Genomic DNA, 26,692 nt, shown 5'->3' on the forward strand with positions numbered 1-26,692 from the left:
AATGAGTCTTGATTATCATATATTTTTAGGTGCAACTGTTGCAGACGCAGCAGCAAGACCTTTGCACTGGGTTTATGATCCAAAAAAATTGAATTTTTTTATAAAGAATAAAAAAGATATTACTTTTCTAAAAAAAAATAGATGTCCATTTTACAATATCAAAACTGGTAATGTGTCTGGCTATAACGATGTTGGACAGGTAATGTTCAAGTCTTTAATTGAGGCTAAAAATCAATTTGAAGTTTTAAAAATTTTTAAAAAAAATATACTTAAAAATTTCGGGCCTGGCTCAAAATATTGGAAAAATTTAAATCTTAGAAAAAAGTATAAAAAAATCAAATGGACTAAGCCAATGACAGGTCCGTGGATCCATCAAAATATAATGGAAACAATAAATAATATTAAATCTAAAAAAAATATCACAGGTGGAAAAAAGGTTAATGAATCTGATGGGTTTTGTGCAGTACTGCCTTATTTTCTATATGACCAAAAAATCTCAAATATTAAAAAAGTTATTAAAAGTGTAGCAAATACTAAAATCAGTGAACAATATGCTTTAGCTAAATTAGAAATAATTAAACTTGCTGCAGATGGCACAAAAGATCCAGTAAGATCTTTTGTAAAAAAAAATAACTCTAATAAATATTTCAAAGATGTTGTCTTAAACCTTAAAAAAATTATTAGAGATGCTAAGAAACCTCATATCCAAACTGTAAAGAAATATGGAAAAGCTTGTAGTTATCCAGGTACATTTTTAGGTTCAATTCACGCAATATTAAATTCAAAAAACTATAAATCAGCTATTATAAAATTAATTAAAGCTGGTGGATGTAATTGTTCTAGAGCAAATTTTGTAGGTGCGTATTTTGTGGCCCTTAACGGATTAAAAGATATTCCAATAAATTGGATAAAAAAAACTATCCCTGCTAGAAAAATATTAAAAGTTATTTCCTAAATAACCTAGTTATAAATCTAAAATTCCAAAGATTTATTCTAATAAATTTTTCTATTATTAGTCGAAGTTTGTTTGTTTTAATATTTTTGTCTCTATTTTCAAAAACTTCATCATGCTTAAATTTACAAACTCCTCTGATGTCAAAATATTCATTATCATTATTAATTTCTTTAAATTTATTAAAATAATTATTTGTAATATGCTCTATAAAGCATCTTTCATCAGGCTTATTATTTATTTCAGGTAATACAGTGGCTTTAAAATAATTTATATTAAAAGCATGATAGCCCAATGCTGATCTTTCGGTGATACCGTAATTATGTCTAAAATTTGTAAGTTTCTTATTAAATTTCCAAAATTTTGAATTAATAAATTTTTTTAAAGTTTTTTGTTCGTAAAGCCAAAAACAACTGTAATTTTCAAAATCATTTAAAAAATATTTTTTATTATCAATCATAATGAATTTATTCATTTTTTTTGAGACATGTATGCAATATCTATTTTGATCAATTTGATTTTTTTCATAAATTAAAAAACCCAAATGAAAGCTATTTTCAGTTAACTTATCTTTATGATCTATGTAATATTCAAAATTATTTTGAGTAAACTTAATATCATGCTCAATATACATAAAATATTGATATTCATTTATTTGCTTTTCAATTAAGGGTCTACATAACCAAGTTAAGTAACCTTTATTTAATTTATCTTCTTCAATGTCATGAATTATAACTTTTGCATCTATTTTTTTATCATCTAGAAATGAATTATGAGTGTGAATAAAAATGTCAGCTTTATGTGAGAGTTTCTTTAAACTTTCAATATTCTCTCTTAGATAATCATATCTGGTAAGTTGTCTGTAACCTTCTTTTTTTTGAGGTATTGGATTATAAAAAGGGATATGTATTGATATAGACATTATTATAATAATATTTATAAACAATTTATCAGACAATATAATGAAAAAATTATTAATTACAGGTGGAACTGGATATCTTGGTAGAAACCTTGCTTTATTTTATAAAAAAAAATACAAAGTTTTTTTAGGCGCGAGAAATAATAAACAAAACTTTCTAATTAAAAAACTTACTGATTGTGAAGTGGTTCCCCTTGATGTTTCAAATATTGAATCTGTCAATGACTGTTTAAATTATACTAAACCAGACATCGTAATACATGCAGCTGCCACAAAATTTGTAGATTTATCTGAAAAATTCCCATTTGAATGTGTAGATGTGAATATTGTAGGCTCTACCAATGTTGCTAGAGCTTGCTTAAATAAAAGAATTCCTACTGTTATTGGTGTTTCCACTGATAAAGCATCGCCTCCAATTAAGAATATTTATGGACTTAGTAAATCTTGTATGGAAAGACTTTTTTCATCCATTAAGCCATATGGTAAAACAAAATTTGTTTGTGTGAGATATGGTAATGTAACATGGTCAACTGGCTCCGTTCTGCCAATTTGGAAAAAAATGATTAAAGAAAATAATACAATACTTACTACTGGACCAAATATGAGGAGATTTTTCTTTTCTGTTGATGAGGCTGTAAGTTTAATTGATCAAGCCCTTAAAAATAAAAATAAATTAAGTGGAAAAATACTATCTGCTCAAATGAAATCAGCTAAAATGATTGATTTCATAAAAGTTTGGGTAAAAAAGTTTGGAGTTAAATTTAAAGTCATAAAAGGAAGAAAAGGCGATAGATTGGATGAATTTTTAATTGGTGAAGATGAACTAAGATTTGCAGAAGAATTTAAAATAAATAAAAAAAAATATTTTGTTATTGACTTTAATCAACAATCAAAAAAACCATTGAAAAAGATTGTATCATCTCAAAACGCTGAAAGATTAAATAATTCAGAAATTGAAAAAATAATTAAATTTGGCCTTAACTCAGATGAGTTATAAAAAAATTGATGATGCTTTCATAATGGCTGCTGGTCGAGGCATAAGATTAATGCCTTTAACCAAAAAAATCCCTAAAGGTATGGTTAAATATAAACAATCTTCTTTAATTGTTAATGGAATAAATAGATTAAGAAAATATATTAAAAATATTCACATATCTGTTGGTTATAAAGGACCAATATTAGCAAAACATCTCATTGAAAATAAAGTTAACACTATCATTAATACAAATGAAAAAGGGAACGCTTGGTGGATTTTTAACTCAATATTTAGAGAAATAAATAAACCAATATTTGTTTTAACATGTGATAATGTTACTCAAATTGACTTCAAAAAAATTGAAAAAGACTACAACAAATTAGGGTGTCCAATGTGCATGATTGTTCCTACAAAACCACAGTTTGGTTTAGATGGTGATTACATTTCTAGAAATAAGAATGTTGTCTATAAATTATCAAGAAAAATTAAAACAGACATTTATTGTACAGGCATACAAGTTTTAAATCCAAAAGATATAATTAAAAATATAAAATATACTGATGATTTTAATGTTTTATGGAAAAGGCTTATAAAAATTAATCAGCTTTATGTTTCTAATGTAATGCCAAAAAAATGGTTCACAGTTGACAACTTAGAAAATTATAAAAATCTTCAAAATTTATAAAAAAACCCCTTTAAGCATTAAAGCTCAAAGGGGTTTTTAAATTTAAACTATCTATTACTTAAAATGGTTTCGCAATAGAAATTGTGAATGTAGTCAATTCAGCATCAGCTTTCTTATCTACTGACGCACTTCCGTTTGAAGTTGTGTTAACCTTCACTTCATCGTATTCAGTGTAAGTCGCTTCTAGTCTAGCAATCAAACCTAACTGAGAAAATTCAGTTGATTGAATACCAATACCAGCCATTGGTCCCTCTAAACTATCATCGTGAGAGTTTACAGTTGTGCCATCAAAGTTAGCTTTTACCCCACCAATATCTGCCATAGAGTATCCAAGTTTTCCATAAACAGAAGCGCCATTGCTTAATTCTTTAGATGCAAGCAAATAAAGAGTAGTGTGATCACTTAATTCTAAGTGTGAGTCTGCAGCGCCATGGTCAACAGAAACTGTTGCAGTGTATGGAATGTATTCAAGTCCAACTGATACTGGACTTTCTCCAAGATTTACCTCAGCAAAAATAGCTGCATATTCGCTATCCTCAGAAGCTGATTGTGCTGTGTATGTGTTACTTCCAGCTGTGTAGCTTTTTTTATTTCCTTCAAGTTCACCAACTCCGGCTTTGATACCGATCATTCCACCAGCAAAAGCTGACGAAGTTAATAAAAGAAGAGAAAAAAAGCTTGTTAGTATTTTCTTCATAATTTTCCTTAACTATAGTTATTATTTATATTAATGGATTATTATTTAAGTCATTGAGTTAAATATTCAAATAGTTAATTACTATAACCCTTGAATAATCTAAAAAAAACTTAGAATGTGGTATTTTTGCAACAATCAATTTAAGCTTTTATATTATAACCTTTTTTGAGCAAGAACGTGACGATGCCAATGCATGCAATAAGAAATACAACCATTGAGCTAATACTTACCCATATATTAAAATCTGAAACGCCATAAAAAGCGAATCTTAAACCATTTATTAAATAAACTACGGGATTAAAATAAGTTACTGTTTGCCAAAATGGTGGTAGCATATCCAAAGAATATAGGCTTCCTCCTAGAAATACCATTGGGGTAATTACTAGTGTGGGGATAATCGACATCTGCTCAAAGTTAGAGCTCATTAATCCAATTAAAAAACCAAATAATGCAAATGTAAATGCTACAAGTACCAATAAAAATATCATTAATAATGGATGCATTACTTGCACTTCAACAAAGAAGGTTGAAGTCATAAAAATCACAAGCCCTACAATTAATGTTTTAGTTGCTCCAGCACCTACAAATGCAATTACTATTTCAAATGTAGAAATTGGTGCTGCTAAAATTTCATAAATTGTTCCATTAAATTTTGGAAAGAATATTCCAAATGACGTATTACTTATTGATTGTGTCAATAGAGTTAACATTAATAAACCAGGTACTATGTAAGAGCCATAACTAATACCGTCTATATTTTCGACGTATCCTCCAATAACAGATCCAAATACTATAAAATAAAGTGAAGTCGACAGAACTGGAGAAAACAGTGATTGCATCATCGTTCTTCTAAATCTATCCATTTCATGAAGATAGATTGCTTTAAATGCATAGAAATTAAATCTCATTATTCTCCTTTACTAAGCTTACAAAGATTTTTTCTAATGTACTTTGTTCAGTTTTTAAATCTTTTAATTTAAGTCCCGCATCTTTTAAATCTTTAAGCAAATTAGTGATGCCAGTTTGCTTTGCTTGAACATTATATGTGTAATTTACAGACATTTTATCTTCACCTAACTCTAAATTATACTCTTTTAAACTATTAGGGATCTCAATCAGTTTTTCCTGAAGATCAACTGTTAATTTTTTATGACCCATCTTTTTTAATAATTCTTTTGTTTGATCAACAATAATAATTTCACCCTGGTTAATAACTCCTACCCTATCTGCTATAGCTTCTGCTTCCTCTATATAATGTGTTGTTAAAATAATTGTGACACCTGTTTTTCTCAAAGATTCAACTACTTTCCACATATCTTGTCTTAACTCTACATCAACACCTGCAGTTGGTTCATCTAAAAATAAAATTGATGGTTCGTGTGATAATGCTTTTGCAATTAAAACTCTTCGTTTCATACCACCTGATAATTGTCTAAGCCTTTGATCTTTTTTATCCCACAGACTCAACTCTTTTAAAATTTTTTCAATATGAGTTGGGTTGGGTGCTTTTCCATACAAACCTCTAGTGTAAGAAACATTATTGAATACTGTTTCAAAACTTTCTAATGTTAGTTCTTGAGGAACAAGTCCTATTCTTGATCTAGTTTCTCTATAATTTTCAATAATATCAAAACTATCAACTGTTACCTTTCCGGAAGTTGGGGTAACTATTCCACATATAATACTAATTAAAGATGTTTTGCCGGCACCATTAGGTCCAAGCATTGCAAAAATTTCACCTTTTTTTATATTTAGGTTAACTTTTTTAAGAGCACTAAAACCATTATCGTAAGTTTTTGATAGGTTTTCTATTACTATTTGATTTTCAGACATAACTGGAAAGTTTATATAAACTTTATTTAATTTATTACAATCTTAACAAAATTTGAGGAATGAGACATTTGAAGAGTTTCTTTTTATAGATATCTGACTTAAATTGAATACAGATGATTATTAAATCAATTATAGTTTCTATAGCAATAATTCTAGTTTTATCCTTTGAAATTTTTTTTCCTAAAGAAAAAATTGAATTTAAAGATAAATTTACAAGAATATTAAAAAATATTTTTTTTTGGCTGGTAAATATTGGAATTACTCCCATAATAATTTTACCAATTACAATTTATGCAACACAATTTGAAGTTCATAGTTTATTTAAGTTTGATAACTTGATTATTAGTTTTTTATTTAATCTTGTAATTTTAGATATTTTTTTATACTGGTGGCATAGATTAAATCATGAAGTTTCTTTTTTATGGAGATTTCATCATGTTCATCATCTAGATGAAACTTTAGATATCACATCTGGTGTAAGATTTCATTTTGGTGAAGTGATATTAAGTGCGATTGTAAGATCCTTCATAATTATATTGTTTAATATTTCTCTAATTAATCTCCTTTTAATTGAGGCAATAATATTAACTAGCTCAATATTTCATCATTCAAATATTGATCTTCCAAAAAAATTTGAAAAATACCTATCTTATATAATTGTAACTCCCTGTATTCATTGGGTTCATCATCACAAACGCCAGAGTGAGACTGATGCAAATTACTCAACTATATTTAGTTGGTGGGATAAAATTTTTAATTCAAAATCTAAGTTCATAAGAAAAGTTGGGATGTCAATTGGTGTCGAAGGAGATAGAGAGCAGAATCTATTAAATTTAATTTTAAGACCAATTAAAAAATAGACTACTCACTAAATTTTTTCTGATTAGAATAAAGTAAAGTATAAAGTTTTTTTAAAGTTGGGTTATGAGAATAAACTTTTTTCTTTAAATCTTTATAAACTTTTAAAAGATCTTCTTTAACATCAATATCTTGATAAAATTTATTTTCTATTAATAACTTTGAAATATTTTTTGTTAGATCAGATAAAACAGTATTAGTTCCATATTTCACTTTATCTAAAATATCTAAAATTTTATCATCCGATGTTGCAAGTAAACAAAAACCTCCATCAAGTGTAGGATAAAAAACATTTGTAGCTGGTGAAGATTTTAAACTATCAGTAATATCTTTAGCTGATAAAAAAGGAATATCAGTTCCTACAATCACAACTTTTTTGAAATATTTAAGACTAAACTTAATTACTTCTTTCATCGAAGCTCCAAGTTCATTTTGAGATGTAAAATATAAACCATCTGTCATTCTTGAAAATTTATATGCGTAATCTTTATTATCTTTTTCAGAAACTGAAATTTGATAGATAAACTTATTTTTCTTAATTTGTTTTACATTCTTTGATAATAATTCAATTAAGTTTTCATTAAGTTCATTAACAAAATCATCAGATAAATCTTTCCTTAGTCGAGTTTTAGATTTTGGAGATTTTGGATCTTTTAAAAAATGACAAATTACATATTTCTTCTTTGGCTTGTAAAATTTGAAGATCTGTAAAACTGTATCTTTAACAGTATTTAATGTTTGAAGAATAGGATCTTCTTTATATTTGATTGCTGAACTTAAAATATAATTAGAAATAATATTAACTTTTACTCCTATAGTTTTTGCTTTCCAAATAAACTCATGATCTTCACCCTTATCAATAGACTCTGTAAATTCACCAATAAAATTAAACAACTTCTTATTAATGATGAAAGATTGATCTCCAAAAGGAAGATTAAGATATTTGGTTCTTAAATTTGCTCCAACTGAGTTATATTTTAGTTTTTCATCATCAAATCTTAATAAAAACGTATTAATTTTTTGATCATCTATTTTCTCAAAATCTAAGTAATCAATTAAGGAAATATTGCTATCAAGATGAAGAAACCACAGTATCTCATTCTTAGCATTTTCAGCACCTACATTTAATGCTTTAGATCTTGTAGAGTTATGAACAGATAAAAATTGATCTACTTTATCTTCAAGTTTTTTTGCTTCATTGTTTTGATACGAAGCAGCAACAATGATTTCAAAATTTTCAAATTTTTGTTTGATTTGATCAATTAATGAAAAGTTTTGATCTTTGTGACCAATTGGAATAATTACTGAAACTTTCATTTTTACTTAAATAAATCTCTTAAAGTGCCAATTACAACAAACCAATAAAATCGAATTTTATTAAAGATACTTTTTTTAGCTAAAGCACGTAGACGATGGTATTCCGTTATACCGCATTCTGTTTTTATGTATCTTTCAATCTTATCAGTCATTATCAGTCAAACCAGCACCTGCAGCACCTTCTTTTAAACTGTCTGTTTCTTCAACAAATGTTTCTTCGGATAGTTTGTACAAGCTTTTCCATTCTTCATCTGAAAAACTATCTTCATTTTCTAAAATTCTAACTTCGACATTTTCAGCAAGTAAAGGACAATTTTTATTTAATATATTAGATGAAATATTGACGTTAAGATTTAATAAAAATTCAATATTGTTAAATTTAATAAATACTCTTTTTCCTATTATTTCAGAACTTCTACTCAAAAAAGGTATCATCAATAAAGGAAAAGCTACTTTATTAAAAATAATAATTTTAAACTTCTCAATACTTTTAATCTGATCAAGAAAACTAATTCCTAGTATTATTGGACAATAGGGATTTTTTTCAGAAGTGTTTTTTTGATTTATTAAACTTAAATTTTCATATTTTTGATTTGGCTTTGTTTGATAATATTGATTTAAAATCTTAACACCTTGAAGACCAAATAATTCTAAAAGCCTAATACTTTTTCCTATTTCCTCTGACACACCCCAGGAAAATCCAGCTGCTCTACTCGCACGTTTTGAAGTAGTATCAATTTCACTTAATGATTTCATTGAAGTCTTAAGAATTATAAACCCATTGCTGATCAAAATTTTTAAGATCAGTTGGGAGCGGTGCACCCTGAAACATACATATTCTTAACCATTTGTCAGATCGTGGATCAAATTTAAGAGCACCAAAAAAGGAAAGCTTCAATCTTAGCATGTCAATTGGTATTACTTCTTTCCCAATAGTATTGTCTTGTATTTCTGAATATGGAAACTTTTCAATTATAAACGCTCGTCTAACGACATGTCGTAAATCAGAATTTTCAATTAAAAATTTATCAATTGTTAAACTGTTTTTAGAAATAAGCAATACTTCATGAAGCTTTTTGATGTCTCTTGCGATTGCAAGAGGTTGTTCTAATTCAGACCCATTTTCTTCAAATCTATCAGCATATCTTGGCTCCTCTTTATTTTTAGATATAAACCAAAAATTTTTTTGGTTTTCTTGTTTTTCAAAATTTATTTTTAGAATGTCAGGATATCTATTTTCAATTATATTTCTTAAATCTTCTACTGTTCGATGAGTAGGAATTGTAAAATACTGATCCTCATCAGAGCTCATTTTGCTAATTAAAGGTTTTATAATTCTATCAAATGGTTCAAGCATCATTGAAACTACATACTCAATGCATTCTTCGCATGCATTTTGCTCTAACCATAAATATATTTCATTAAAAGGATAATCGATTTCAAAATTAAATTCTTTTTCTATAAAGTTTAAAAATTTTTGAACATTTTTTAAAAGAGAGTTAATTTTTTTTTGTTGGTATTCACTGTCTGTATTCCAGCTTGTAATATTTTTTATTGAGCTAATTAAGCTTTCTTTGAAAATTTTAATTTCTTGATTACTGGCTTCTTTGATTTCACGTATTTCTTTTAAAGCAATTTCCCTACTCATAATCCAATTATTTAAAAGTGTTGGATGATTGACTATAAATGGTGCCATACCAAGTCCTGTAGAATTACCAATTCCTAAATTCTTGCAAATATTTTTATCAAGTTTCACAGCTGTTTTAGGATTTTTAAATTTTGCAACGTGATTTACTTGATCAAAAGTGAATTGTCTAACAAGGTAAACTAACATCATTTCTAGTCTAAAAGGACCATTGATCTCTTCTCTATTTTTTAATCTAATTCTATCTGCAAGACCAAATTTTCCAGAACCGTAAACAGCAGTTGTTCTATAGAGATATCCAACTTTAGTTAGTAGGTCTAAGTCGGGCTGCTGACCTTTACTTAAACTATCAACTACATGATTAAATACTCGAACTGACTTATTGGCCCTAGATAAAGTCAATTCTTTATATGATAGTCTTCCAACTTCTTGTTTTGGAACTTCATTTTTTAATCTTTCAATATCTTCTTTAGATGGTATTCCATCATGAAGTGTAAAAGCAGCATCCCATTTGGTTGCAATTACTCGATCAGATCTTTCGTTATCACTAATTTTATTAGCAAAACAAACTAATGAATAAACTCTCTGTTTTTTTTTAAATGAATAAATAGCCGTTCCAAAACCTTCTTCATCTAAATTAAATAGATCATTTTTATATTCCCAATCTTTAAATTCATCTAAAAAACTTCTTAAAAAAGATAATCTTGATTGATGAAAAGATCCTAGTCTAGATAATTTCATTATTACATTTGGATCTCTTAATTGAACTAGCATTTAAATATTTTTATAAAAATTAAACCAATTATTGCCAAGTATACCATCGGTCTCATCCTGTGAAAAACCAACTTTCAATAATCCACTTTCTAAGTTTTCAAAGCCCCTTGCATCTTCAAACCAATCTGGTTGTTTTGGGAAGCCAGGTTTGTTCTTTGATCCTTCCCCGTAATTTTTACTTTTAGACCAAGTTCCATTTCTCATCCACTCAACAACACTATCTGGTTGATCTAAACAAAGATCAGATCCTATTCCAATATTTTTTGCACCCATCATTTCCGCAGTTTTTGCAGTCATCTCACAAAAGCTCTGTATCTCACAATTAGTATTATTTTTTAAATGATGCGGATAGAGAGAAAGACCCAACATGCCACCACTCTCTCCTAAAGTCTTAAGCAAATCACTTGATTTATTTCTTTTAGCTGGATGCCAAAAAGCTGGATTTGCGTGGGTAATTGCTATGGGTTTTTCACTATTTTCGATTGCATCAAAGGTACTTTTTTCAGCTGAATGAGACATGTCCACAACAATTCCAACTCTATTCATTTCTTTAATTGCCTCTCTTCCAAAATTTGTAACACCACTATCAATTTTTTCATAACATCCTGTTGCTAGCAAAGATTGGTTATTATATGTGAGTTGCATAAATCTACATCCAAGATCGTGAACCTTTTCTATTAATTTGATATCGTCTTCTATTGGTGAACAGTTTTGAAAACCAAAAAAAATAGCGGTTTTATTTTCATCATGTGCTTTTTCAATATCTTTAAAGCTCTTGCCTAAAAAAATTAAATCTGAATTTTGATTAAATAATTCTTCCCATTTTTTTATTTCAATTAGTAATTCATCAAAATCTTCATGATAAACTATTGTTGCATGCACAGCGTCTAGTTTAGCTTCTCTATTAATCTCAAAAATTCTTCGAGACCAATTGCAATATTGTAGATTATCTATTCTGTAATTCATGAGTACGTGAATAAACCTTATCAATATGTATTTTCAATTTCTATTAATTTTATTGAAATTTTAGACATATTTTGAAATAAAGATTTTTTTTAATTTATGAATAAAAACAAAAATTTAAAAGTCTCAATTGTAATGGGTAGTCAATCTGATTACAAAATCATGAAATTATGTGAAAAAACTCTTAAAAATTTAGGTGTTTTGTTTGAAACAAAAATTATTTCAGCTCATAGAACACCAAAGAGAATGTATGAATACGCATCAAATGCAGAGAGGAACAACATAGGTGTTATTATAGCAGGCGCTGGAGGTTCAGCTCATTTACCAGGAATGATTGCAGCTCTAACATCTTTGCCAGTTTTAGGTGTGCCTGTTGAAAGTAAAAAATTAAAAGGCCTCGATAGTTTGCTTTCAATTGCTCAAATGCCAAAAGGGATTCCTGTTGGAACTCTTGCAATTGGTGAAGATGGTGCAATCAATGCTGCTTTACTCGCTGCATCAATTTTAGCTAACAGTAATAATAAAATAAAAAATAAACTTAAAAGCTGGAGATTATCTCAAACAAAATCAGTCAAAAAAATTCCTAAATAATGTCAAATATTAAACTTGGGATTATTGGTGGTGGGCAATTAGGTAGCATGCTTTGTCAGGCAGCAAAAAAATTAAATATTGAAACTGTGATCTATTCTGATGATGCTGAGGCCCCAGCTCAAAATTTTAGTGATGAGTTTATTTGTGCAAAATATAATGATAACGAGAAAATTAATGAGTTTGCAAAAAAAGTTAATGTAATTACTTATGAATTTGAAAATATTCCCTACGAAACATTAAATGAACTTAACAAATTAAAACCTGTATCTCCTAAGCCATCTGTTAATCGTTTAATTCAACATAGATTAGCTGAAAAAGATTTTGTAAATAAATTGAATATAAGAACAACAAGATATGTTCATGTGGAAAGTAAAGAAGATCTTTTACCTCTAAATGATTTTTTGCCAGGAATATTAAAGACAACAACAATGGGTTATGATGGTAAAGGACAATATCCAATAAAAAATATAGATCAAATTGACTCATTAAATATAAATTTTGATAATGAGTATATTTTAGAAAAATTAGTAAAATTAAAAAAAGAAATTTCAGTAATAATTACTCGATTTAATAATAACAAATATGAAATTTATGAACCCATCGAGAATACTCATGAAGATCAAATTTTAAGACGATCTAAAATTCCAGCTGAAATTAATGAAAAAATTTTTGAACAATCCAAAGAATGGGCAATACTTATTGCTGAAGAACTAAAATATGTAGGAACACTTTGTGTAGAATTTTTTATTGATCGAAATGATAATTTATACGTTAATGAAATTGCTCCAAGAGTTCATAACTCTGGCCACTTAACAATTAATGCCTTTAATGTCAGTCAATTCGAAAATCATGTCAGAGCAGTATGCTCACTTGAACAAATCCCATTAAAAAAAATTTCGAATGCAGAAATGATTAACCTTATTGGAGATCAAATTGCTCCATATCGAAACAATCCAAAAATTAGCGATAATCAATTTCTTTTTGACTATCTAAAAAAAGATATTAAAGAGAAAAGAAAAATGGGACATTTAACAACCTTAAAATAAATGCTTAAATCTATTGAGGGTAACTTCGATCATCCTGAAGTTAATCAACTTTTAAAAAATCACTTTATTGAATTACGGGGGGCTTCACCAGAGGGAAGTGCCCATGTTTTAGATATTCCTGGACTAAAAGTTTCTTCAATAAAATTTTGGAGTTTATGGGAAGAAGATCAATTAATGGGATGTGGAGCTTTAAAATTTTTAGAAAAAGATCATGGTGAATTTAAATCAATTAGAGTACATGATAAATTTAGAGGTAAAGGTAATGGAGATAAAGTAATTAAACACCTTATTGATGAAGCAAAAAAACTCAAAATTAAAAGATTAAGTATAGAAACTGGAGCAGGAAAATTTTTTGCTCCAGCAAGAAAATTATTTGATAATTTTGGATTTGAACCCTGTCCACCATTCGCTCATTACAAAGAAGATGTGAATTCGCTTTATTTAACTAAACTTCTAGATAACAGCTAAGTTTATTAAGAATAGATAATCTATTTTGTTGACAAAACTACTTATTTTCTAAACAAAGCGGATATTACTTAATTATAAGTAGTAAATTAATACAACAAAAAGTAAGAAGAAAAATATGAGTCTACAAGGAAAAGTAAAATGGTTCAATCCAACCAAAGGTTTTGGTTTTATTGAAAGAGAAGATAAAGAAAAAGATGTGTTCGTACATGTTTCAGCTGTAAGAGATGCTGGTATGAACGGTTTAGATGAGGGTCAAGCTTTGACTTTCGATGTTGAAGATGGTCCTAAAGGTCCTTCAGCAGTTAACTTAAAAACTGCATAATTTTCATTATATCATTTATTGGCTATAATTAATTTAATAAAAATATAATTTTATATTTTTTATAGCCAGTAAATTACTTTAAAAAATTTAAAACTAAATTATTAAACTCATCAATCTTTTCAAGATGAGCGTTGTGTGAACAACATTTTATTATCTCTAATTTACTATTTGGAATATTTTCATTTAAAGTTTTTACCTGTTCATAATTATAGGCTTTATCAAGATCACCCCAAATAATGAGGGTATCTTGATGAATATTTCTTAAATTATCTATCCCTCTCCAATTTTTCATTGCTACTAATCCACTATCACCAGTTTTTTGATTTATATTTTGATAGGCTTCTTCACATAAATAAAAATTTTTTGCTTTATCTCCATCAACAAACCAAGTTTTGGCTATTCTATTTGCTGTTAACTTAACTCCATCTTTTTTTAATCTTTCTCTGGAAACATCAATAGGCTCAAACCTTCCTGGGATATCTCCAATTGAACCAGTTCCAAATAAAATTAATTTGTTAACAATATTAGGGGCTAATTTTATAATCTCTTGAACAATCATGCCTCCCATAGAATGTCCCATCAAATGAAATTTATCAATATTTTGCTTTTTGATAATTTGAATGACAGTGTTTGCCATATCTTGAATCTTATCAAATGATTTTAATTTATAGCTTTCGCCATATCCTGGCAAAGATGGAGCAATAACTTTAAATTTTTTGCTAAAAATTTTTTTTTGATGGCACCACATATTTGATGAACCAAAATAACCATGTACTAAAACTAAGGGATAGCCATCTCCTACAATATCTGTATAAATATTTTCCAACACACATTAATTATTAAATGCAAAAAAGAAAAATTACAAAAATTAATAAAATTAAATTTCAACCTTTCAACAATTATAAAGTTAAAATCAAAGGCCTTAGTTGGTATAAAATAACTTATAATAGAAGTAACGGGGGTTTTGGATCTTATGTGCTAAAAATGGATCCAGGCTCAAAGACTTTACCTCATCTTCATCCTGGTTTTGAGGAATTTTTAGTAATTAAAGGACAATTGACTGACTCAGATGGCAAAATTTTTAAAAAGGGTGATTTTGTTTCATTTAAACCTGGCAGCAAACATTCTTCATTCACAAAAAAAGGTTGTCAGTTATTAGTTTTTATGAGAGGTAAAAATAGACTAATCTAATTTAATATTATTCATTATGATCGGAATATTAGGAGGAATGGGTACTCAGGCTGGTTTAGACTTTTGCAATAAGCTTGCAATTTTAAACAGAGGAAAGATCGACCAAGAATATCCTTTATTCATATTATATAATAAATCTAATATACCTGGTAGACCAGAGTCGATAGGTGTTCAAACAAGTAATATATCAAACTCAAAACCAATCAAAAAAAATAAAAAAAAATATCAAGCAGTTTTAAATAGTTTATTAAAAGGCTGTAAACTTCTTCAAAAGAACAAGTGCAAGTTTATTGTTATACCCTGTAATACGGCTCACTATTGGTATGATGATTTAAAGAGAAAAATTAATATACCTATTATCAATATGCCCCAAGAGGTATTTGAGACAACAAAAAGAACCTGCAAAAAAAATTCAAAGATTGGTTTGCTTGCTACTGAGGGAACTTTAAAAACAGGTGTCTACAACAAAATTTTTGATAAAGACTACAATTTAGAATTTCCAACAGATAATTTGCAAAAAAATTGTGTAAATAAAGCCATCAAATTTGTTAAAATGGGAAATGTTAAATTAGCCGAAAAAGCCATAAGACCTGCAATCAATTATCTTGTAAAACAAAAATGTAAAAAAATAATTTTAGGTTGTACAGAGTTACCTATAGCAATTTTTGCATTTAAATCATTTAAAAATGTAAAAACTTCAAAAGTATTTTTAGATCCAAATTTAATATTAGCAGTTTCATCAATGAAAAAATACAAATCAAAAAATGTCAGAACAAATCAATAAACCATACGTTCTTAAAGCTGCTGAAAAAATTTACTTTAATGTTTGTAAAATTAAAGATGAAAATAAATTAGATAATGAAAAAGCGATTGAATCTTTTATTAAAACTGATCATTATGAAAAACTGTGTACAGGTGATTTTCATAACGAATGGTTAAACCTGATTAGAGATAATAAGAACATTGACCCAGAAACTAATCAAAAAATTCCAGATGAAACTTTAAAATTACTAGAAATTCAAAGAGATGCTATGATGAAAGAATTAATTAAAATTCCTAAGCTTTATGATACAAAAAACAATCAACTAATTGAATTATCAAAAAAAGCTTATAATTTTTTGTGGAGAATGTGCGAAAGTTATGAGTTGTGGTGTAGAGAAACAAAACAAGAAAATTTGATAACTCTAAAAATTATTGATTAAATTTAGTTAAATCTAGCTTGGCTCTAGTCTCTAAAATTCTTCTTTCAACCAATTTTCTCAATTCTTCATTTATATTATTTTCTTTATTCTTGGTTTGAATTTCACTACTGAAATGTTCCAATGTGCTTTTACCTGTTTTTTTCTTTAGAGTGTGATCCATCATGTATTGAGCGCCAGCTTTATAAACATTGCCAGAAGAAAAAATTGTCATTCCAGGACCTAATATAGAAAATATTGGAATAAAACCTGTGGTAAAAATGAATAAAGTAAGAAATGCTAGTATTTTAATGAATTTACTAAACATCAATAGATAATAACTTTTAGAAAAGTTTGCTCAATTGTTAATTTGTTCAAAATAAGCTTAATTAATTAACAAAACCAAGCTAATAAGTCGCAATGATCAAAATATTTCCTTTCATTTTTATAATTCTTTGGTCGTCCGCTTTTATTACTACAAAACCATTAATAGATAACAGTGATCCATTTTCAGCATTAGCATTTAGATTTTCAATAGTTGCTGTTGGTTTTTTTATTTTTTCAATTATTTCAAAAAATAAAATTTTAATTAAAAAAAAGTTTTTTTTTGAGTCATTTTTTAGTGGTGTTTTATTCCATGGACTTTATTTGGGAGGAGTTTTTTTTGCAGTTTTTCAAGGTATGCCCACTGCAATAGCTGCTTTAATTGTTACACTTCAGCCAATACTTACAAATGCTTTGAGTGGACCAATTTTAGATGAAAAAGTTTCCTTTAATCAGTGGTTAGGTGTGATACTTGGTTTCATTGGCGCTGCAATGGTTTTAGGAATTGATATTGGTGATGGAATTCCTTTAACTGGCTTTATTGCAACTGTTATATCTCTAATTGCAATCACGACTTCAACTATTTTGCAAAAAAAATTGAGTAATAATTTACCTTTGTCTGTAAGTAACTTTTATCAAGCAGTTGGAGGACTTTCTTTTCATTTATTGGTTATTATTTTTTTTATTGATCCATATATCAATTTTACAAAAACTTTTATCATTGCAATGAGTCATCAAATTTTTTTAGTATCTTTTGGGGCTTTTACAATATTGATGTATTTAATTAAGAAAAATTCAGCAAGTAAAACAGTTTCTATTTTTTTTCTTATACCACCAACTTCAGCTTTAATGGCATGGATCTTTTTAAATGAAAAATTAAACACATTAGATATATTTGGATTTATTGTAGCGTCAGTTGGAGTTTATATTGCTACAAGAAATAAAATCTAGATAGCTATATAGCCATATTCTAGGCTAGCATCAGTAATGGAATGATAAAATGACTCTCCATAACTTCTTAAGCATATTAATCTAACTTTTTTTGGATTGTCTGAAATAAAATCTAATGTAAATGAAATTGAATTATAAATTGAATTTGAACAATCATCTTTTTTCATAGCATCGACATTTAAAGGACAGCCTTTTTTTAATATTTCATTAGCTAAATTACCCTCTATCTCAATAATCACTTTTGAATTAGAAAGATTAGTTAATGCAAAATTCATTTTATCAATTTTTACACTCTCACTATCTAGCAAATCTAGTTTTGATGAAACTATTAACCAATTATTAGGACCCATCCAGAGTATCCTTGTTGCATCATTTGATGTTACCTTTAGAGGCTTAGGTAAATTTAAATTATCTATAATCAAATTATTGCTGTCAATTATTGAATTTTTAAATTGTACTATTTGAAAAATAATTAAATTATTTATTTCAGAAATCTTTAATAAATTATTTTCATTTATATTTTCATGATTGCCAAATTTCCCTTTTTGATGAATTGAATTTAATACTGATAATTGTGTCATGATCGAACTCTTACGCCCTCTTTATCTACATAATGTGATGATATAACTTCTACTTGAACTGCAGTATTATTTAATGGTGAAATTGCATAAAGTTGTTGTCCGACCATTTTTCTTCCATCTTTAATAATTGCCAGAGAAAATGGATTATTATTTTCAACACTCCAGCATGATGATGACACATGTCCTAATTTAGGATTTGGTAATTTTGCATCTTTATCTTTAACCAAATGAGAGCCCTCTGGAATAGATGTTTTTTTATCCATTGGAACTAAACCAACAATCGTCTGTCTATCGTTAATATTAAAAGCTTGTTTTTGAAGAGAACTTTTCCCAATAAAATCTTTTTTCTTAGATATCAATCCTTCCAATGCTAGGTCGTAAGGAATTGTTCGACCATCAATTTCTGGCCCTGCCACATGTCCCATTTCAATTCTTAAAGTTGAAAGGGCTTCTGTTCCATATGGTTGAATATTAAATTCTTCTCCGACCTCTAAAATTTTCTCCCACATAAATAGCCCACTATCTGAATTGACATTTATTTCATATGCAAGCTCACCTGAGAACGAAATTCTAAATATTCTTACAGGAACTCCAAATAAATTGTCTTCAGCATATCCCATGAAAGGTAAATTTTTATTACTAACATCAAGATCTGGAAATAATTTTGACAACACGTCTCTAGATTTTGGTCCTGCAAGAGATACTCCGGCCCATTGTTCAGTAGTCGACAAAACATTTACATTTAGCTCTGGCCAAACTACTTGAAGATAATATTCTAAGTGAGATAGCACATTAGCCGCTTGTGCAGTGGTAGTGGTCATATGATAATGATCATCTCCAATCCTGGTAGTTGTTCCATCATCCATAATAATTCCGTCTTCTCTTAACATTATCCCATATCTGGATTTACCTATTGGCAATTTGAGCCATGAATTAGTGTAAACTCTATTTAGAAATTCAGCAGAGTCTGGTCCTTTGATGTCAATTTTACCCAAAGTAGTTACATCACATAAACCAACATTATCTCTGACATTTTTTGCTTCTCGTCTTGACGCCTCAAATAAATTTTCATTTCCCTGTTTGTAATATCTTGGTCTTTTCCAAGCACCTGCATCTACAAATACTGCATTATTTTTTTCATGCCACTCATGCATTGGTGTTTTTCTTGTTGGCATATACTCTTTTCCAACTTCTCTTCCAACAATTGTTCCTATTGTTATAGGTGTAAATGGTGGTCTAAAAGTAGTGTGTCCAACTTGTGGGACAATTTTTTTTTCAATATTTGCAACCAATTGAAGCCCATTTAAATTACTTGTTCTACCTTGGTCAGTTGCCATCCCAAGTGTAGTGTATCTCTTTACGTGCTCAATTGATCTATAGCCCTCTCTTAAAGCAAGCTCTATATCCGATACAGCTACATCGTTTTGAAAATCTACAAATCTTTTGTAATCTTTATTCTTTGGTAACGGTGAGCACCAAAATTTATCATGTGTGCTTTGTTTTTTTTCATTAACTTTTGGTATTAAAATACTTTCATTATTTTTAGTTATTAATTTTGAAGTCTCTGATCCTATATCAAAACTTTTTTGTAAAGTTTCTTTTAGATTGAATACGCCATTTGATGCACCTAGAGATTTTTCATTTTGTTTACTTTTGTCAGGAATAAACGCATCTATTTTTTCATCAAACTTCAATTTATTACCAGATTGTGAAGCAAGATGAACTGTTGGTGTCCAAAATCCAGAGACACATATACAGTCACAAGTTAATCTTTCTATATTTTCAAAATTAGTTTTATCTTTATTTAATCTACCAAAAGTTACTGATTTTACTTTTGTATAACCATGGGCTGCAATAACGGCATGAGAAAATCTAATTTCAATATTTTGATTTTTTGCTTCTTCAACAAGCTCTGAATTTTGATCTTTTCTCGTATCTAAAACAATGGGATTGATACCTTGTTTTTTGAATTCTAAAGCTGTTTCATAGGCACTATCATTATTAGTAAATATAATTGGTTTTTTTCCAATTAATACTCCATAAACTTTAATATATTCTTTTGCTGCTGCTGATAAAAAAACTCCCGGAGTATCATTATTTCCAAAAACAATTGGTCTTTCTATTGAACCTGTTGCTAAAAAAACTTGTTTAGCTCTTATGTACCAAAGTCTTTGACGTGGTGTATATTTATCTTTTTTTTTTAAATGATCTCCAACTTTTTCTGACATTACAGTCATATTATGATCATAATAACCAAAAACTTGTGATCTATTTTTTACAATCACATTTGGCATTTCTTTTAATTCAGAAATAATTTTTTCAGCCCAATCCTTTCCAGATAGATTATCTATTGTTACATCATCAATTAATAAAGATCCTCCAAATCTAGGTTTGTCTTCAGCCAATATAACTTTTGCACCATTCTTAGCAGCAGCATACGCACTTGCTAATCCTGCTGGGCCAGATCCGGCTACTAATAAATCACAATATTCATATTTATGATCATATCTTTCGTTATCTTTTGATGTAGAAGCAATCCCTAAGCCTGCTGCTTTTCTAATGAATGGTTCATAAATCTTGTACCAAAAGCTTTTAGGCCACATAAAAGTTTTGTAATAAAATCCAGCTGGAAAAAATTTACTTAAGAAATTATTTATAGCTCCAATATCAAATTTAACAGAAGGCCAACAATTTTGGCTAGTGGCGGACAACCCTTCCACAAGTTCGATTTCGGTGGCGTTTACATTTGGCTCAGAATATCCATTAATAGTGACCTGTAATTTGGCATTTGGTTCATCTACTCCTGCCCCAAAAAAACCTCTTGGTCTATGATACTTAAAACTTCTTCCGACTAAATGAATGCCATTTGCAAGTAGGGCTGAAGCTAAAGTGTCTCCTTCATAACCAAAAAATTCCGTTCCATTAAAATTGAAGCTAATCTTTTTTTCTCTATTAATTAACCCTTCTCTCTCTAATCTAAATTGCTGAGACATCAAATTTCTTCATCTAATTTTACAGTTTTAAAAATTTCATGGGTAACAGTATCCCTTTGTGCTCTAAACCATTGTCTGCATCCTGAAATATGATGCCATAATTCTACGTGTTTTCCTCTTGGACTTTTTCTTTCATAAACAAATGCATTCCATTCTTGATCAGTTACTGATTTATTTAGTTCAGGTCTTTTAACTGTTCCGTCTCCACCATAAGCAAATTCTTTTTGAGCTCGATTACCACAATATGGACATTTGATATTTAACATTTATGAAATCCAAGTTTTTGTTCCAAGACCTTTTTCATCTAATAAATATCCTGTTGAAAATCTACTAAGGCTAAATCCTGAATTAAGTTCATGCACTCTATCCTGAGCAATTGTATGGGCAAAAGTCCACCCAGATGAAGGCACTGATTTAAATCCACCATAACACCAACCACAATTTAAATATAAACCTTCAATATGTGTTTTATCTATAATTGGAGAACCATCCATCGACATGTCCATGATACCGCCCCAGGTTCTTAACATTTTTAGCCTGCTTAAAAATGGAAATAACGCTACTCCACTAGCTAATACATGTTGAATACTTGGGAGATTTCCTTTTTGGGCATAACTATTATATCCATCTAAATCTCCACCCATAACCATTTCACCTTTATCAGATTGACTAATATAAAAATGACCAGCACCAAATGTAACAACACCATCTAATATCGGTTTTACAGTTTCAGAAACACATGCTTGAAGTAAATGTGTTTCAATTGGTAAAGTAATATTTAATTTCTCAGCAAGAACGTTTGTACTTCCTGCAACACAAAGACCAATTTTTTTAGTTTTGATATCTCCTCTTGAAGTTCTTAAACCTATAATTTTACCACCACTAACATCAAATCCTGTTACTTCACAGTTCTGAATAATATCAACACCCATTGAGTCTGCTTGACGTGCGTAACCCCAAGCAACAGCATCATGTCTAGCTGTGCCTGCACTTGGTTGTGCTAAACCACCAAAAATTGGATACCTTACATCTTCTGAAAAATCTGCCATTGGTATCATTTTTTTAATCTCATCTCGATTAAGCAACACTGCATCAATACCATTTAATCTCATTGAATTTCCTCTACGGGCATAAGTATTCATTTGAGCGTCTGAGTGTGCAAGATTAACTATTCCCCTTGGAGAAAACATTACATTGAAATTTAGTTCTTGAGACATGTTTCTCCATAAGTTCATTCCAAATTCATTGAACTTTGCATTTTCATCATACAAAAAGTTTGATCTTATAATTGTAGTGTTTCGACCAATATTTCCTCCTCCAATCCAACCCTTTTCAATAATAGCAACATTTGTAATTTGATGTTCTTTTGCTAAATAATAAGCTGTGGCGAGACCATGACCACCTCCACCAATTATGACTACATCATATTCTTTCTTTGGAGATGGATCTTTCCATGCTAAATCCCAATTTTGGTGACCTGAAAATGCGTTTTTGATAATACTAAAAATTGAATACTTATTCACATCAAAACATTATCTCAAGGAAATGAAATAGTCTTTATCAATTTTATATCTAATTTTTATAAGTTTTACATTTTATAAAAAAGAGATAAGTGTTGGTAAATTTATAAAGAAATTAAAATGAACGAAGTTAAATCAGATATTCAAATTGCTAGAGAAGCTAAAATGCAACCTATTAAGGAAATTCTTGAAAAAGTGAATGTTCCTGATGAAAGTTTTGCATTTAGTCCAATGGGTCGTCATATTGCTAAGATTAATTTAGAGTACATAGAAACTCTAAAAGATAAACAAGATGGAAAATTAATTTTAGTTACTGCAATCACTCCCACACCTGCAGGTGAAGGAAAAACAACTACCTCTGTAGGTTTAAATGATGGTTTAAATAAAATTGGAAAAAAATCTATAGTTTGTCTTAGAGAGCCAAGTCTTGGTCCATCTTTTGGAATGAAAGGCGGGGCTGCTGGAGGTGGTTATGCCCAAGTTGTTCCAATGGAACAAATAAATTTGCATTTTACAGGAGACTTTCATGCAATCACATCAGCACATAATTTATTATCAGCTTTAATTGATAATCATATCTATTGGGGAAATAAATTGGATATAGATGTTAGAAGAATTGTTTGGAAAAGAGTTATTGATATGAATGATAGATCGCTAAGATCTATAAATATCAATTTAGGTGGTGTTGCTAACGGTTTCCCTAGAGAAGATGGTTTTGATATTACAGTTGCATCAGAAATCATGGCTATTTTTTGCTTAGCAAATAATTTAGAAGATTTAGAAAATAGAATTGGAAATATTACAATTGCATACACTAGAGATAAAAAACCAATTTATGCAAAAGATTTAAAAGCACAAGGTCCAATGACTGTGTTGCTTAAGGATGCAATCAGACCAAATGTTACTCAAACATTAGAAAATAATCCTGCAATAATTCATGGTGGACCATTTGCAAACATTGCTCATGGTTGTAATTCAGTTATTGCAACTAAAACTGGATTAAAATTGTCAGATTATGTAGTCACTGAGGCAGGTTTTGGTGCCGATCTTGGTGCAGAAAAATTTTTAGACATAAAATGTAGAAAATCAAATTTGAAACCAAGTTGTGTTGTTATTGTTGCAACGATCAGAGCTTTAAAAATGCATGGTGGGCTTAGCAAAGAAGAACTTAAAAAAGAAAACGTAGATGCTTTGAATAAAGGTTTAGTTAATCTTAAAAGGCATATTGAAAATATTAAAAAATATGGATTACCAGTTGCTGTGGCTGTAAATAATTTTATTACGGACACTGAAAATGAAACAAAAGCTTTGATTGATGCTTGTAATGAGATGAATGTTAAGGCTACTTTATGCACTCATTGGTCGAATGGTGGAGAAGGAACAAAAGAACTAGCATCTCACGTAGTAGAACTGATTGAAAAAGAAAAGTCTGACTTTAAATTTTTATACGAGAATAAAACGCCATTATTTAAAAAAATTGAGACTGTTGCTAAAGAAATTTATCGAGCAAGTGAAGTAGTTGCAGACACAAAAATTAGAGATCAACTTAAAAATTTTGAAGATCAAGGTTACGGGGAATTACCTATATGTGTTGCTAAGACTCAATATAGTTTTTCAACTGATCCAAATTTAAAAGGTGCCCCTACAGGACATGTATTGCAAGTGAGAGAAGTTAGATTGTCATCAGGAGCTGAATTTATAGTTATTATTTGTGGAGCTATAATGACTATGCCAGGCTTACCAAGGGTACCTGCCGCAGACTCTATTAAACTAAATGATAAAGGTGATATTGAAGGTTTATTTTAATAAATTTATTAAATAAAATTTATCCAATTTTGTAACTCTTTCATTCTAACATTGTCTGAACTTGATTTTTTTTCTTCCTCTAGAAGTTTAACATGATTGTTAAATTTTAAATCATTATCAAACAGTTCATTTTTTTTTAAAGTAGCTAAATCGATCATCTTATAATAATCAAATTCTGGGTGATACTGAACTGCCCAAACTTCAGATTTTTCAAACTTGAAACTTATGGATTGAAATTTGTTTATATTGTTAAAAGATAAGCAATTCGTATTATGAGGTAACTTTGAAACTTCATCAAAATTAAAAGCTGGAGAATTAAAATTATTCTTTTTTTCTTTATACATAGGATGAACTTTACCTTCGTCTGTTAATTCAATTTGAAGGCTTACTCCTATATTTGGTCCTTTAATTGATTTTCTTACATCTCCTTCTGCTGCTTTAACAGCGACTTGCATGCCCCAACAAATTGCAAATATTTTATCTACTTTTTTAAAACACGATTTCATAAATTCCACTTGTAATTTAGTTTCATAGTCATTTTCATAGATATGCCCATTACCACCACTCCAAATTAAACCATCATATTTATCTAAATCTAATTTATTTAAATTATCTTTTATAGATGGATCAAATTGATCTAATTCTAAATTTGAGTTTAATTTTTTTAAAGAATTGTGAATACTTTGTGTATGAGTTTCAATATTATTCGATATTAATTCTAAATTATTTTCTTTTGTATTTCCCTCTACAACAAGAATTTTTTTCACTACCAAACAATTTTTAATTTCTTATTTTCACAAATACACTCAATCATGCCAATTAGTAATGGAAATTCTTTTTTATCAAATTCTTTTATAATTTTAGGACCAATAGCAAATGCTAAATCTGCGCCCTCAACAGTTACTTCTTTCATATAATTCTCTTTAGCATCACTAAATGTGTGACCCTGTCCTAAATAAAAACCCATCTTACTATTACGACCTCCAGCAGAACTCACATGAAGATCTCCCAATCCAGCTAAACCATAAGCTGTTTCTGGCTTACCATTAAGTTTTTTTGTCAAATTTTTCATTTCAGAAACTGCCTTGTAGACTAAGGACGCTGCTGTATTTAAATAATATTTTTTTTTAATATCGTCACTTTGCTCTTCACTACTCAAGCCCTCTGATGCACCAATTAGCATTGAATAAATATTTTTTGTTGCAGCACACACTTCAACTCCAATTAAATCATCTGAATATTCTGTTGAATAGTATTTTGTTGAGATTATAGATCCTATTTTTTTAACAATTTCTATATCTTCATTTGCTAAAACCACACTACTATTAATTCTATTTGCCAAACCATTTGCTAAACATGGTCCTCCAACTGCGGAAATTTTTGCTTTTTTTATATTTTTTTCCTTTAAGATTTTATTTAACTTTTCTGCTAAAGTTTCAAAATTATTATTTATTACAGCTAATCCTTTGGTTAATAAAAGTATGTTGGTTGTTTCTTTATAAAATTTTGATAACTCCTCTCCTATCCACTCTATACCTTTGGAACTTACTCCAACTACTAGCAAATCTATATTTTTTTTTAATTCATCATTAAACTCTGAAAACTTTATTACTTTAATAGATGATGGAAGTTGAGATTTTAATATTGGATGAAAATTTTTTTTTAAATTAATTTCTTCAATTACTTTATCTTCTAAAAATGAACCAACTAAATAAACTTCGTTTGAATTATCTGCACACGGTACTGCAAAAGCAGAACCCATAGCACCAGCTCCAATAATCACAATTTTGCTCATAAACTACACATACTTAAACACAAAAATTGCAAACATTGATGACAAAACTGTAGCAATCCATAGATTAAAATCAGTAAGGCCTAACCAAGCTAAATGAATAAATGCTGCACTAAGAAGAGAAATAAATAATCTATCTCCTCTTGTAGTATTTAATGTTAATATTCCTTTTCTAGGGTTTCCACCTGGATCTTTTTTTTCCCAGAAATACATAACTGTAATACATAGAGCTATAAAAATAAAAAAACTAGCTGTAGGCCAAGTCCAAGCCATCCAAGTTATAAAGTCAAAATCAAAAAGGCTTTTTTCT

At 28.9% G+C, this 26,692-nt stretch carries 30 protein-coding genes; 13 read left to right on the forward strand and 17 right to left on the reverse strand.

The genetic code is table 11. The annotated features are described in order from the left end of the window. Nucleotide 1: 1 nt before the first annotated feature. Nucleotides 2-955: an ADP-ribosylglycohydrolase family protein gene (locus tag B9N70_RS04280; RefSeq protein ID WP_085114572.1), complete on the forward strand. Its 954-nt coding sequence runs from the start codon at nt 2-4 to the stop codon at nt 953-955. Here B9N70_RS04280 and B9N70_RS04285 read toward each other — a convergent pair. After that, the gene (locus tag B9N70_RS04285; RefSeq protein ID WP_085114573.1) at nt 945-1,874 is read right to left on the reverse strand and encodes a hypothetical protein; all 930 of its coding nucleotides are present in this window, start codon (nt 1,872-1,874) and stop codon (nt 945-947) included. The genes B9N70_RS04280 and B9N70_RS04285 overlap by 11 nt on opposite strands. A gap of 40 nt (nt 1,875-1,914) precedes the next feature. On the opposite strand from B9N70_RS04285, the gene B9N70_RS04290 reads away from it, so the two are divergent. Then, nucleotides 1,915-2,868, forward strand: a complete 954-nt coding sequence (locus tag B9N70_RS04290; protein ID WP_231909372.1) for a polysaccharide biosynthesis protein — start codon at nt 1,915-1,917, stop codon at nt 2,866-2,868. Beyond that, entirely contained in the window at nt 2,858-3,532 is a 675-nt protein-coding gene (locus tag B9N70_RS04295) for a nucleotidyltransferase family protein (protein ID WP_085114575.1), read from the forward strand. Before B9N70_RS04290 ends, B9N70_RS04295 begins: the two co-directional genes overlap by 11 nt. A 58-nt stretch (nt 3,533-3,590) precedes the next feature. On the opposite strand, the gene B9N70_RS04300 is transcribed toward B9N70_RS04295, so the two are convergent. The 3 genes from B9N70_RS04300 to B9N70_RS04310 form a co-directional block, all read right to left on the reverse strand. Further along, nucleotides 3,591-4,229, reverse strand: a complete 639-nt coding sequence (locus B9N70_RS04300) for a hypothetical protein (protein WP_085114576.1) — start codon at nt 4,227-4,229, stop codon at nt 3,591-3,593. Between the two features lie 140 nt (nt 4,230-4,369). Continuing rightward, a complete protein-coding gene (locus tag B9N70_RS04305; protein ID WP_085114577.1) occupies nt 4,370-5,137 on the reverse strand; it encodes an ABC transporter permease in 768 nt (255 codons plus the stop codon). Next, nucleotides 5,127-6,062 (reverse strand): ABC transporter ATP-binding protein, encoded by a 936-nt coding sequence (locus B9N70_RS04310; protein WP_085114578.1) that lies wholly within the window; start codon nt 6,060-6,062, stop codon nt 5,127-5,129. The genes B9N70_RS04305 and B9N70_RS04310 overlap by 11 nt, the downstream gene beginning before the upstream one ends. 113 nt (nt 6,063-6,175) lie before the next feature. Between B9N70_RS04310 and B9N70_RS04315 the strand changes: the two genes are divergently transcribed. Continuing rightward, on the forward strand, nt 6,176-6,922 hold the full coding sequence (locus B9N70_RS04315; RefSeq protein ID WP_085114579.1) for a sterol desaturase family protein: 747 nt from the start codon (nt 6,176-6,178) through the stop codon (nt 6,920-6,922). Between the two features lies 1 nt (nt 6,923). On the opposite strand, the gene B9N70_RS04320 is transcribed toward B9N70_RS04315, so the two are convergent. The 4 genes from B9N70_RS04320 to B9N70_RS04335 all read right to left on the reverse strand — a co-directional run bounded on the left by B9N70_RS04320 (nt 6,924) and on the right by B9N70_RS04335 (nt 11,622). Further along, nucleotides 6,924-8,237 (reverse strand): DUF2064 domain-containing protein, encoded by a 1,314-nt coding sequence (locus B9N70_RS04320; protein ID WP_085114580.1) that lies wholly within the window; start codon nt 8,235-8,237, stop codon nt 6,924-6,926. A gap of 144 nt (nt 8,238-8,381) precedes the next feature. After that, the gene (locus tag B9N70_RS04325) at nt 8,382-8,993 is read right to left on the reverse strand and encodes a DUF3726 domain-containing protein (RefSeq protein ID WP_085114581.1); all 612 of its coding nucleotides are present in this window, start codon (nt 8,991-8,993) and stop codon (nt 8,382-8,384) included. Between the two features lie 7 nt (nt 8,994-9,000). Beyond that, nucleotides 9,001-10,656 carry a hypothetical protein gene (locus B9N70_RS04330; protein WP_085114582.1) on the reverse strand — a complete coding sequence of 552 codons (1,656 nt, stop codon included), beginning with the start codon at nt 10,654-10,656 and terminating at the stop codon, nt 9,001-9,003. Beyond that, nucleotides 10,657-11,622, reverse strand: a complete 966-nt coding sequence (locus tag B9N70_RS04335) for a membrane dipeptidase (protein ID WP_085114583.1) — start codon at nt 11,620-11,622, stop codon at nt 10,657-10,659. A 96-nt stretch (nt 11,623-11,718) separates the two neighbouring features. Here B9N70_RS04335 and purE point away from each other — a divergent pair, with 96 nt between their 5' ends. From purE to B9N70_RS04355, 4 genes are all read left to right on the forward strand, one after another. Then, the gene (gene purE, locus B9N70_RS04340; protein ID WP_085114584.1) at nt 11,719-12,210 is read left to right on the forward strand and encodes a 5-(carboxyamino)imidazole ribonucleotide mutase; all 492 of its coding nucleotides are present in this window, start codon (nt 11,719-11,721) and stop codon (nt 12,208-12,210) included. Further along, nucleotides 12,210-13,256, forward strand: coding sequence for a 5-(carboxyamino)imidazole ribonucleotide synthase (locus tag B9N70_RS04345; protein WP_085114585.1), 1,047 nt, complete (start codon nt 12,210-12,212; stop codon nt 13,254-13,256). The genes purE and B9N70_RS04345 overlap by 1 nt, the downstream gene beginning before the upstream one ends. Further along, nucleotides 13,257-13,724, forward strand: coding sequence for a GNAT family N-acetyltransferase (locus B9N70_RS04350; RefSeq protein ID WP_085114586.1), 468 nt, complete (start codon nt 13,257-13,259; stop codon nt 13,722-13,724). Nucleotides 13,725-13,839: 115 nt separating this feature from the next. After that, nucleotides 13,840-14,046, forward strand: a complete 207-nt coding sequence (locus B9N70_RS04355) for a cold-shock protein (RefSeq protein WP_008545539.1) — start codon at nt 13,840-13,842, stop codon at nt 14,044-14,046. A gap of 73 nt (nt 14,047-14,119) precedes the next feature. Here the strand turns inward: B9N70_RS04355 and B9N70_RS04360 are convergent, their stop codons facing one another. Next, on the reverse strand, nt 14,120-14,875 hold the full coding sequence (locus tag B9N70_RS04360; protein WP_231909373.1) for an alpha/beta fold hydrolase: 756 nt from the start codon (nt 14,873-14,875) through the stop codon (nt 14,120-14,122). A gap of 14 nt (nt 14,876-14,889) precedes the next feature. Here B9N70_RS04360 and B9N70_RS04365 point away from each other — a divergent pair, with 14 nt between their 5' ends. From B9N70_RS04365 to B9N70_RS04375, 3 genes are read left to right on the forward strand one after another with little or no spacing between them, the layout of a single operon-like run. Then, a complete protein-coding gene (locus tag B9N70_RS04365) occupies nt 14,890-15,237 on the forward strand; it encodes a cupin domain-containing protein (RefSeq protein WP_085114587.1) in 348 nt (115 codons plus the stop codon). A 16-nt stretch (nt 15,238-15,253) separates the two neighbouring features. Then, nucleotides 15,254-16,021, forward strand: coding sequence for an aspartate/glutamate racemase family protein (locus B9N70_RS04370; protein WP_085114588.1), 768 nt, complete (start codon nt 15,254-15,256; stop codon nt 16,019-16,021). Continuing rightward, on the forward strand, nt 16,002-16,439 hold the full coding sequence (locus tag B9N70_RS04375) for a hypothetical protein (RefSeq protein WP_085114589.1): 438 nt from the start codon (nt 16,002-16,004) through the stop codon (nt 16,437-16,439). The genes B9N70_RS04370 and B9N70_RS04375 overlap by 20 nt, the downstream gene beginning before the upstream one ends. Here the strand turns inward: B9N70_RS04375 and B9N70_RS04380 are convergent. Then, nucleotides 16,429-16,743 carry a hypothetical protein gene (locus B9N70_RS04380; protein WP_085114590.1) on the reverse strand — a complete coding sequence of 105 codons (315 nt, stop codon included), beginning with the start codon at nt 16,741-16,743 and terminating at the stop codon, nt 16,429-16,431. The two genes, B9N70_RS04375 and B9N70_RS04380, sit on opposite strands and share 11 nt — an antisense overlap. Nucleotides 16,744-16,835: 92 nt before the next feature. Here B9N70_RS04380 and B9N70_RS04385 point away from each other — a divergent pair, with 92 nt between their 5' ends. Next, nucleotides 16,836-17,690, forward strand: a complete 855-nt coding sequence (locus B9N70_RS04385) for a DMT family transporter (RefSeq protein ID WP_085114591.1) — start codon at nt 16,836-16,838, stop codon at nt 17,688-17,690. Here the strand turns inward: B9N70_RS04385 and B9N70_RS04390 are convergent. The 4 genes from B9N70_RS04390 to B9N70_RS04405 are packed head-to-tail and all read right to left on the reverse strand — an operon-like array spanning nt 17,687 to nt 22,787. Next, nucleotides 17,687-18,271: a sarcosine oxidase gene (locus B9N70_RS04390; protein ID WP_085114592.1), complete on the reverse strand. Its 585-nt coding sequence runs from the start codon at nt 18,269-18,271 to the stop codon at nt 17,687-17,689. The genes B9N70_RS04385 and B9N70_RS04390 overlap by 4 nt on opposite strands. After that, complete coding sequence (locus B9N70_RS04395; RefSeq protein ID WP_085114593.1) at nt 18,268-21,264, reverse strand: sarcosine oxidase subunit alpha family protein; 2,997 nt, start codon at nt 21,262-21,264, stop codon at nt 18,268-18,270. Before B9N70_RS04395 ends, B9N70_RS04390 begins: the two co-directional genes overlap by 4 nt. Continuing rightward, nucleotides 21,264-21,530: a sarcosine oxidase subunit delta gene (locus tag B9N70_RS04400; RefSeq protein WP_085114594.1), complete on the reverse strand. Its 267-nt coding sequence runs from the start codon at nt 21,528-21,530 to the stop codon at nt 21,264-21,266. Before B9N70_RS04400 ends, B9N70_RS04395 begins: the two co-directional genes overlap by 1 nt. Then, nucleotides 21,531-22,787 (reverse strand): sarcosine oxidase subunit beta family protein, encoded by a 1,257-nt coding sequence (locus B9N70_RS04405; protein ID WP_085114595.1) that lies wholly within the window; start codon nt 22,785-22,787, stop codon nt 21,531-21,533. 117 nt (nt 22,788-22,904) lie between these two features. Here B9N70_RS04405 and B9N70_RS04410 point away from each other — a divergent pair, with 117 nt between their 5' ends. After that, nucleotides 22,905-24,590 (forward strand): formate--tetrahydrofolate ligase, encoded by a 1,686-nt coding sequence (locus tag B9N70_RS04410; RefSeq protein ID WP_085114596.1) that lies wholly within the window; start codon nt 22,905-22,907, stop codon nt 24,588-24,590. Between the two features lie 8 nt (nt 24,591-24,598). Here B9N70_RS04410 and B9N70_RS04415 read toward each other — a convergent pair whose 3' ends face one another. From B9N70_RS04415 to B9N70_RS04425, 3 genes are read right to left on the reverse strand one after another with little or no spacing between them, the layout of a single operon-like run. Continuing rightward, the gene (locus tag B9N70_RS04415; protein WP_172819954.1) at nt 24,599-25,357 is read right to left on the reverse strand and encodes a glutamine amidotransferase-related protein; all 759 of its coding nucleotides are present in this window, start codon (nt 25,355-25,357) and stop codon (nt 24,599-24,601) included. Beyond that, nucleotides 25,357-26,385: a 2-dehydropantoate 2-reductase N-terminal domain-containing protein gene (locus tag B9N70_RS04420; protein ID WP_085114598.1), complete on the reverse strand. Its 1,029-nt coding sequence runs from the start codon at nt 26,383-26,385 to the stop codon at nt 25,357-25,359. The genes B9N70_RS04415 and B9N70_RS04420 overlap by 1 nt, the downstream gene beginning before the upstream one ends. A 3-nt stretch (nt 26,386-26,388) precedes the next feature. Continuing rightward, nucleotides 26,389-26,655, reverse strand: coding sequence for a DUF2160 domain-containing protein (locus tag B9N70_RS04425; protein ID WP_085115129.1), 267 nt, complete (start codon nt 26,653-26,655; stop codon nt 26,389-26,391). Nucleotides 26,656-26,692 lie beyond the last annotated feature (37 nt).

It is taken from the genome of Candidatus Pelagibacter sp. HIMB1321, assembly GCF_900177485.1.
GTDB lineage: Bacteria > Pseudomonadota > Alphaproteobacteria > Pelagibacterales > Pelagibacteraceae > Pelagibacter.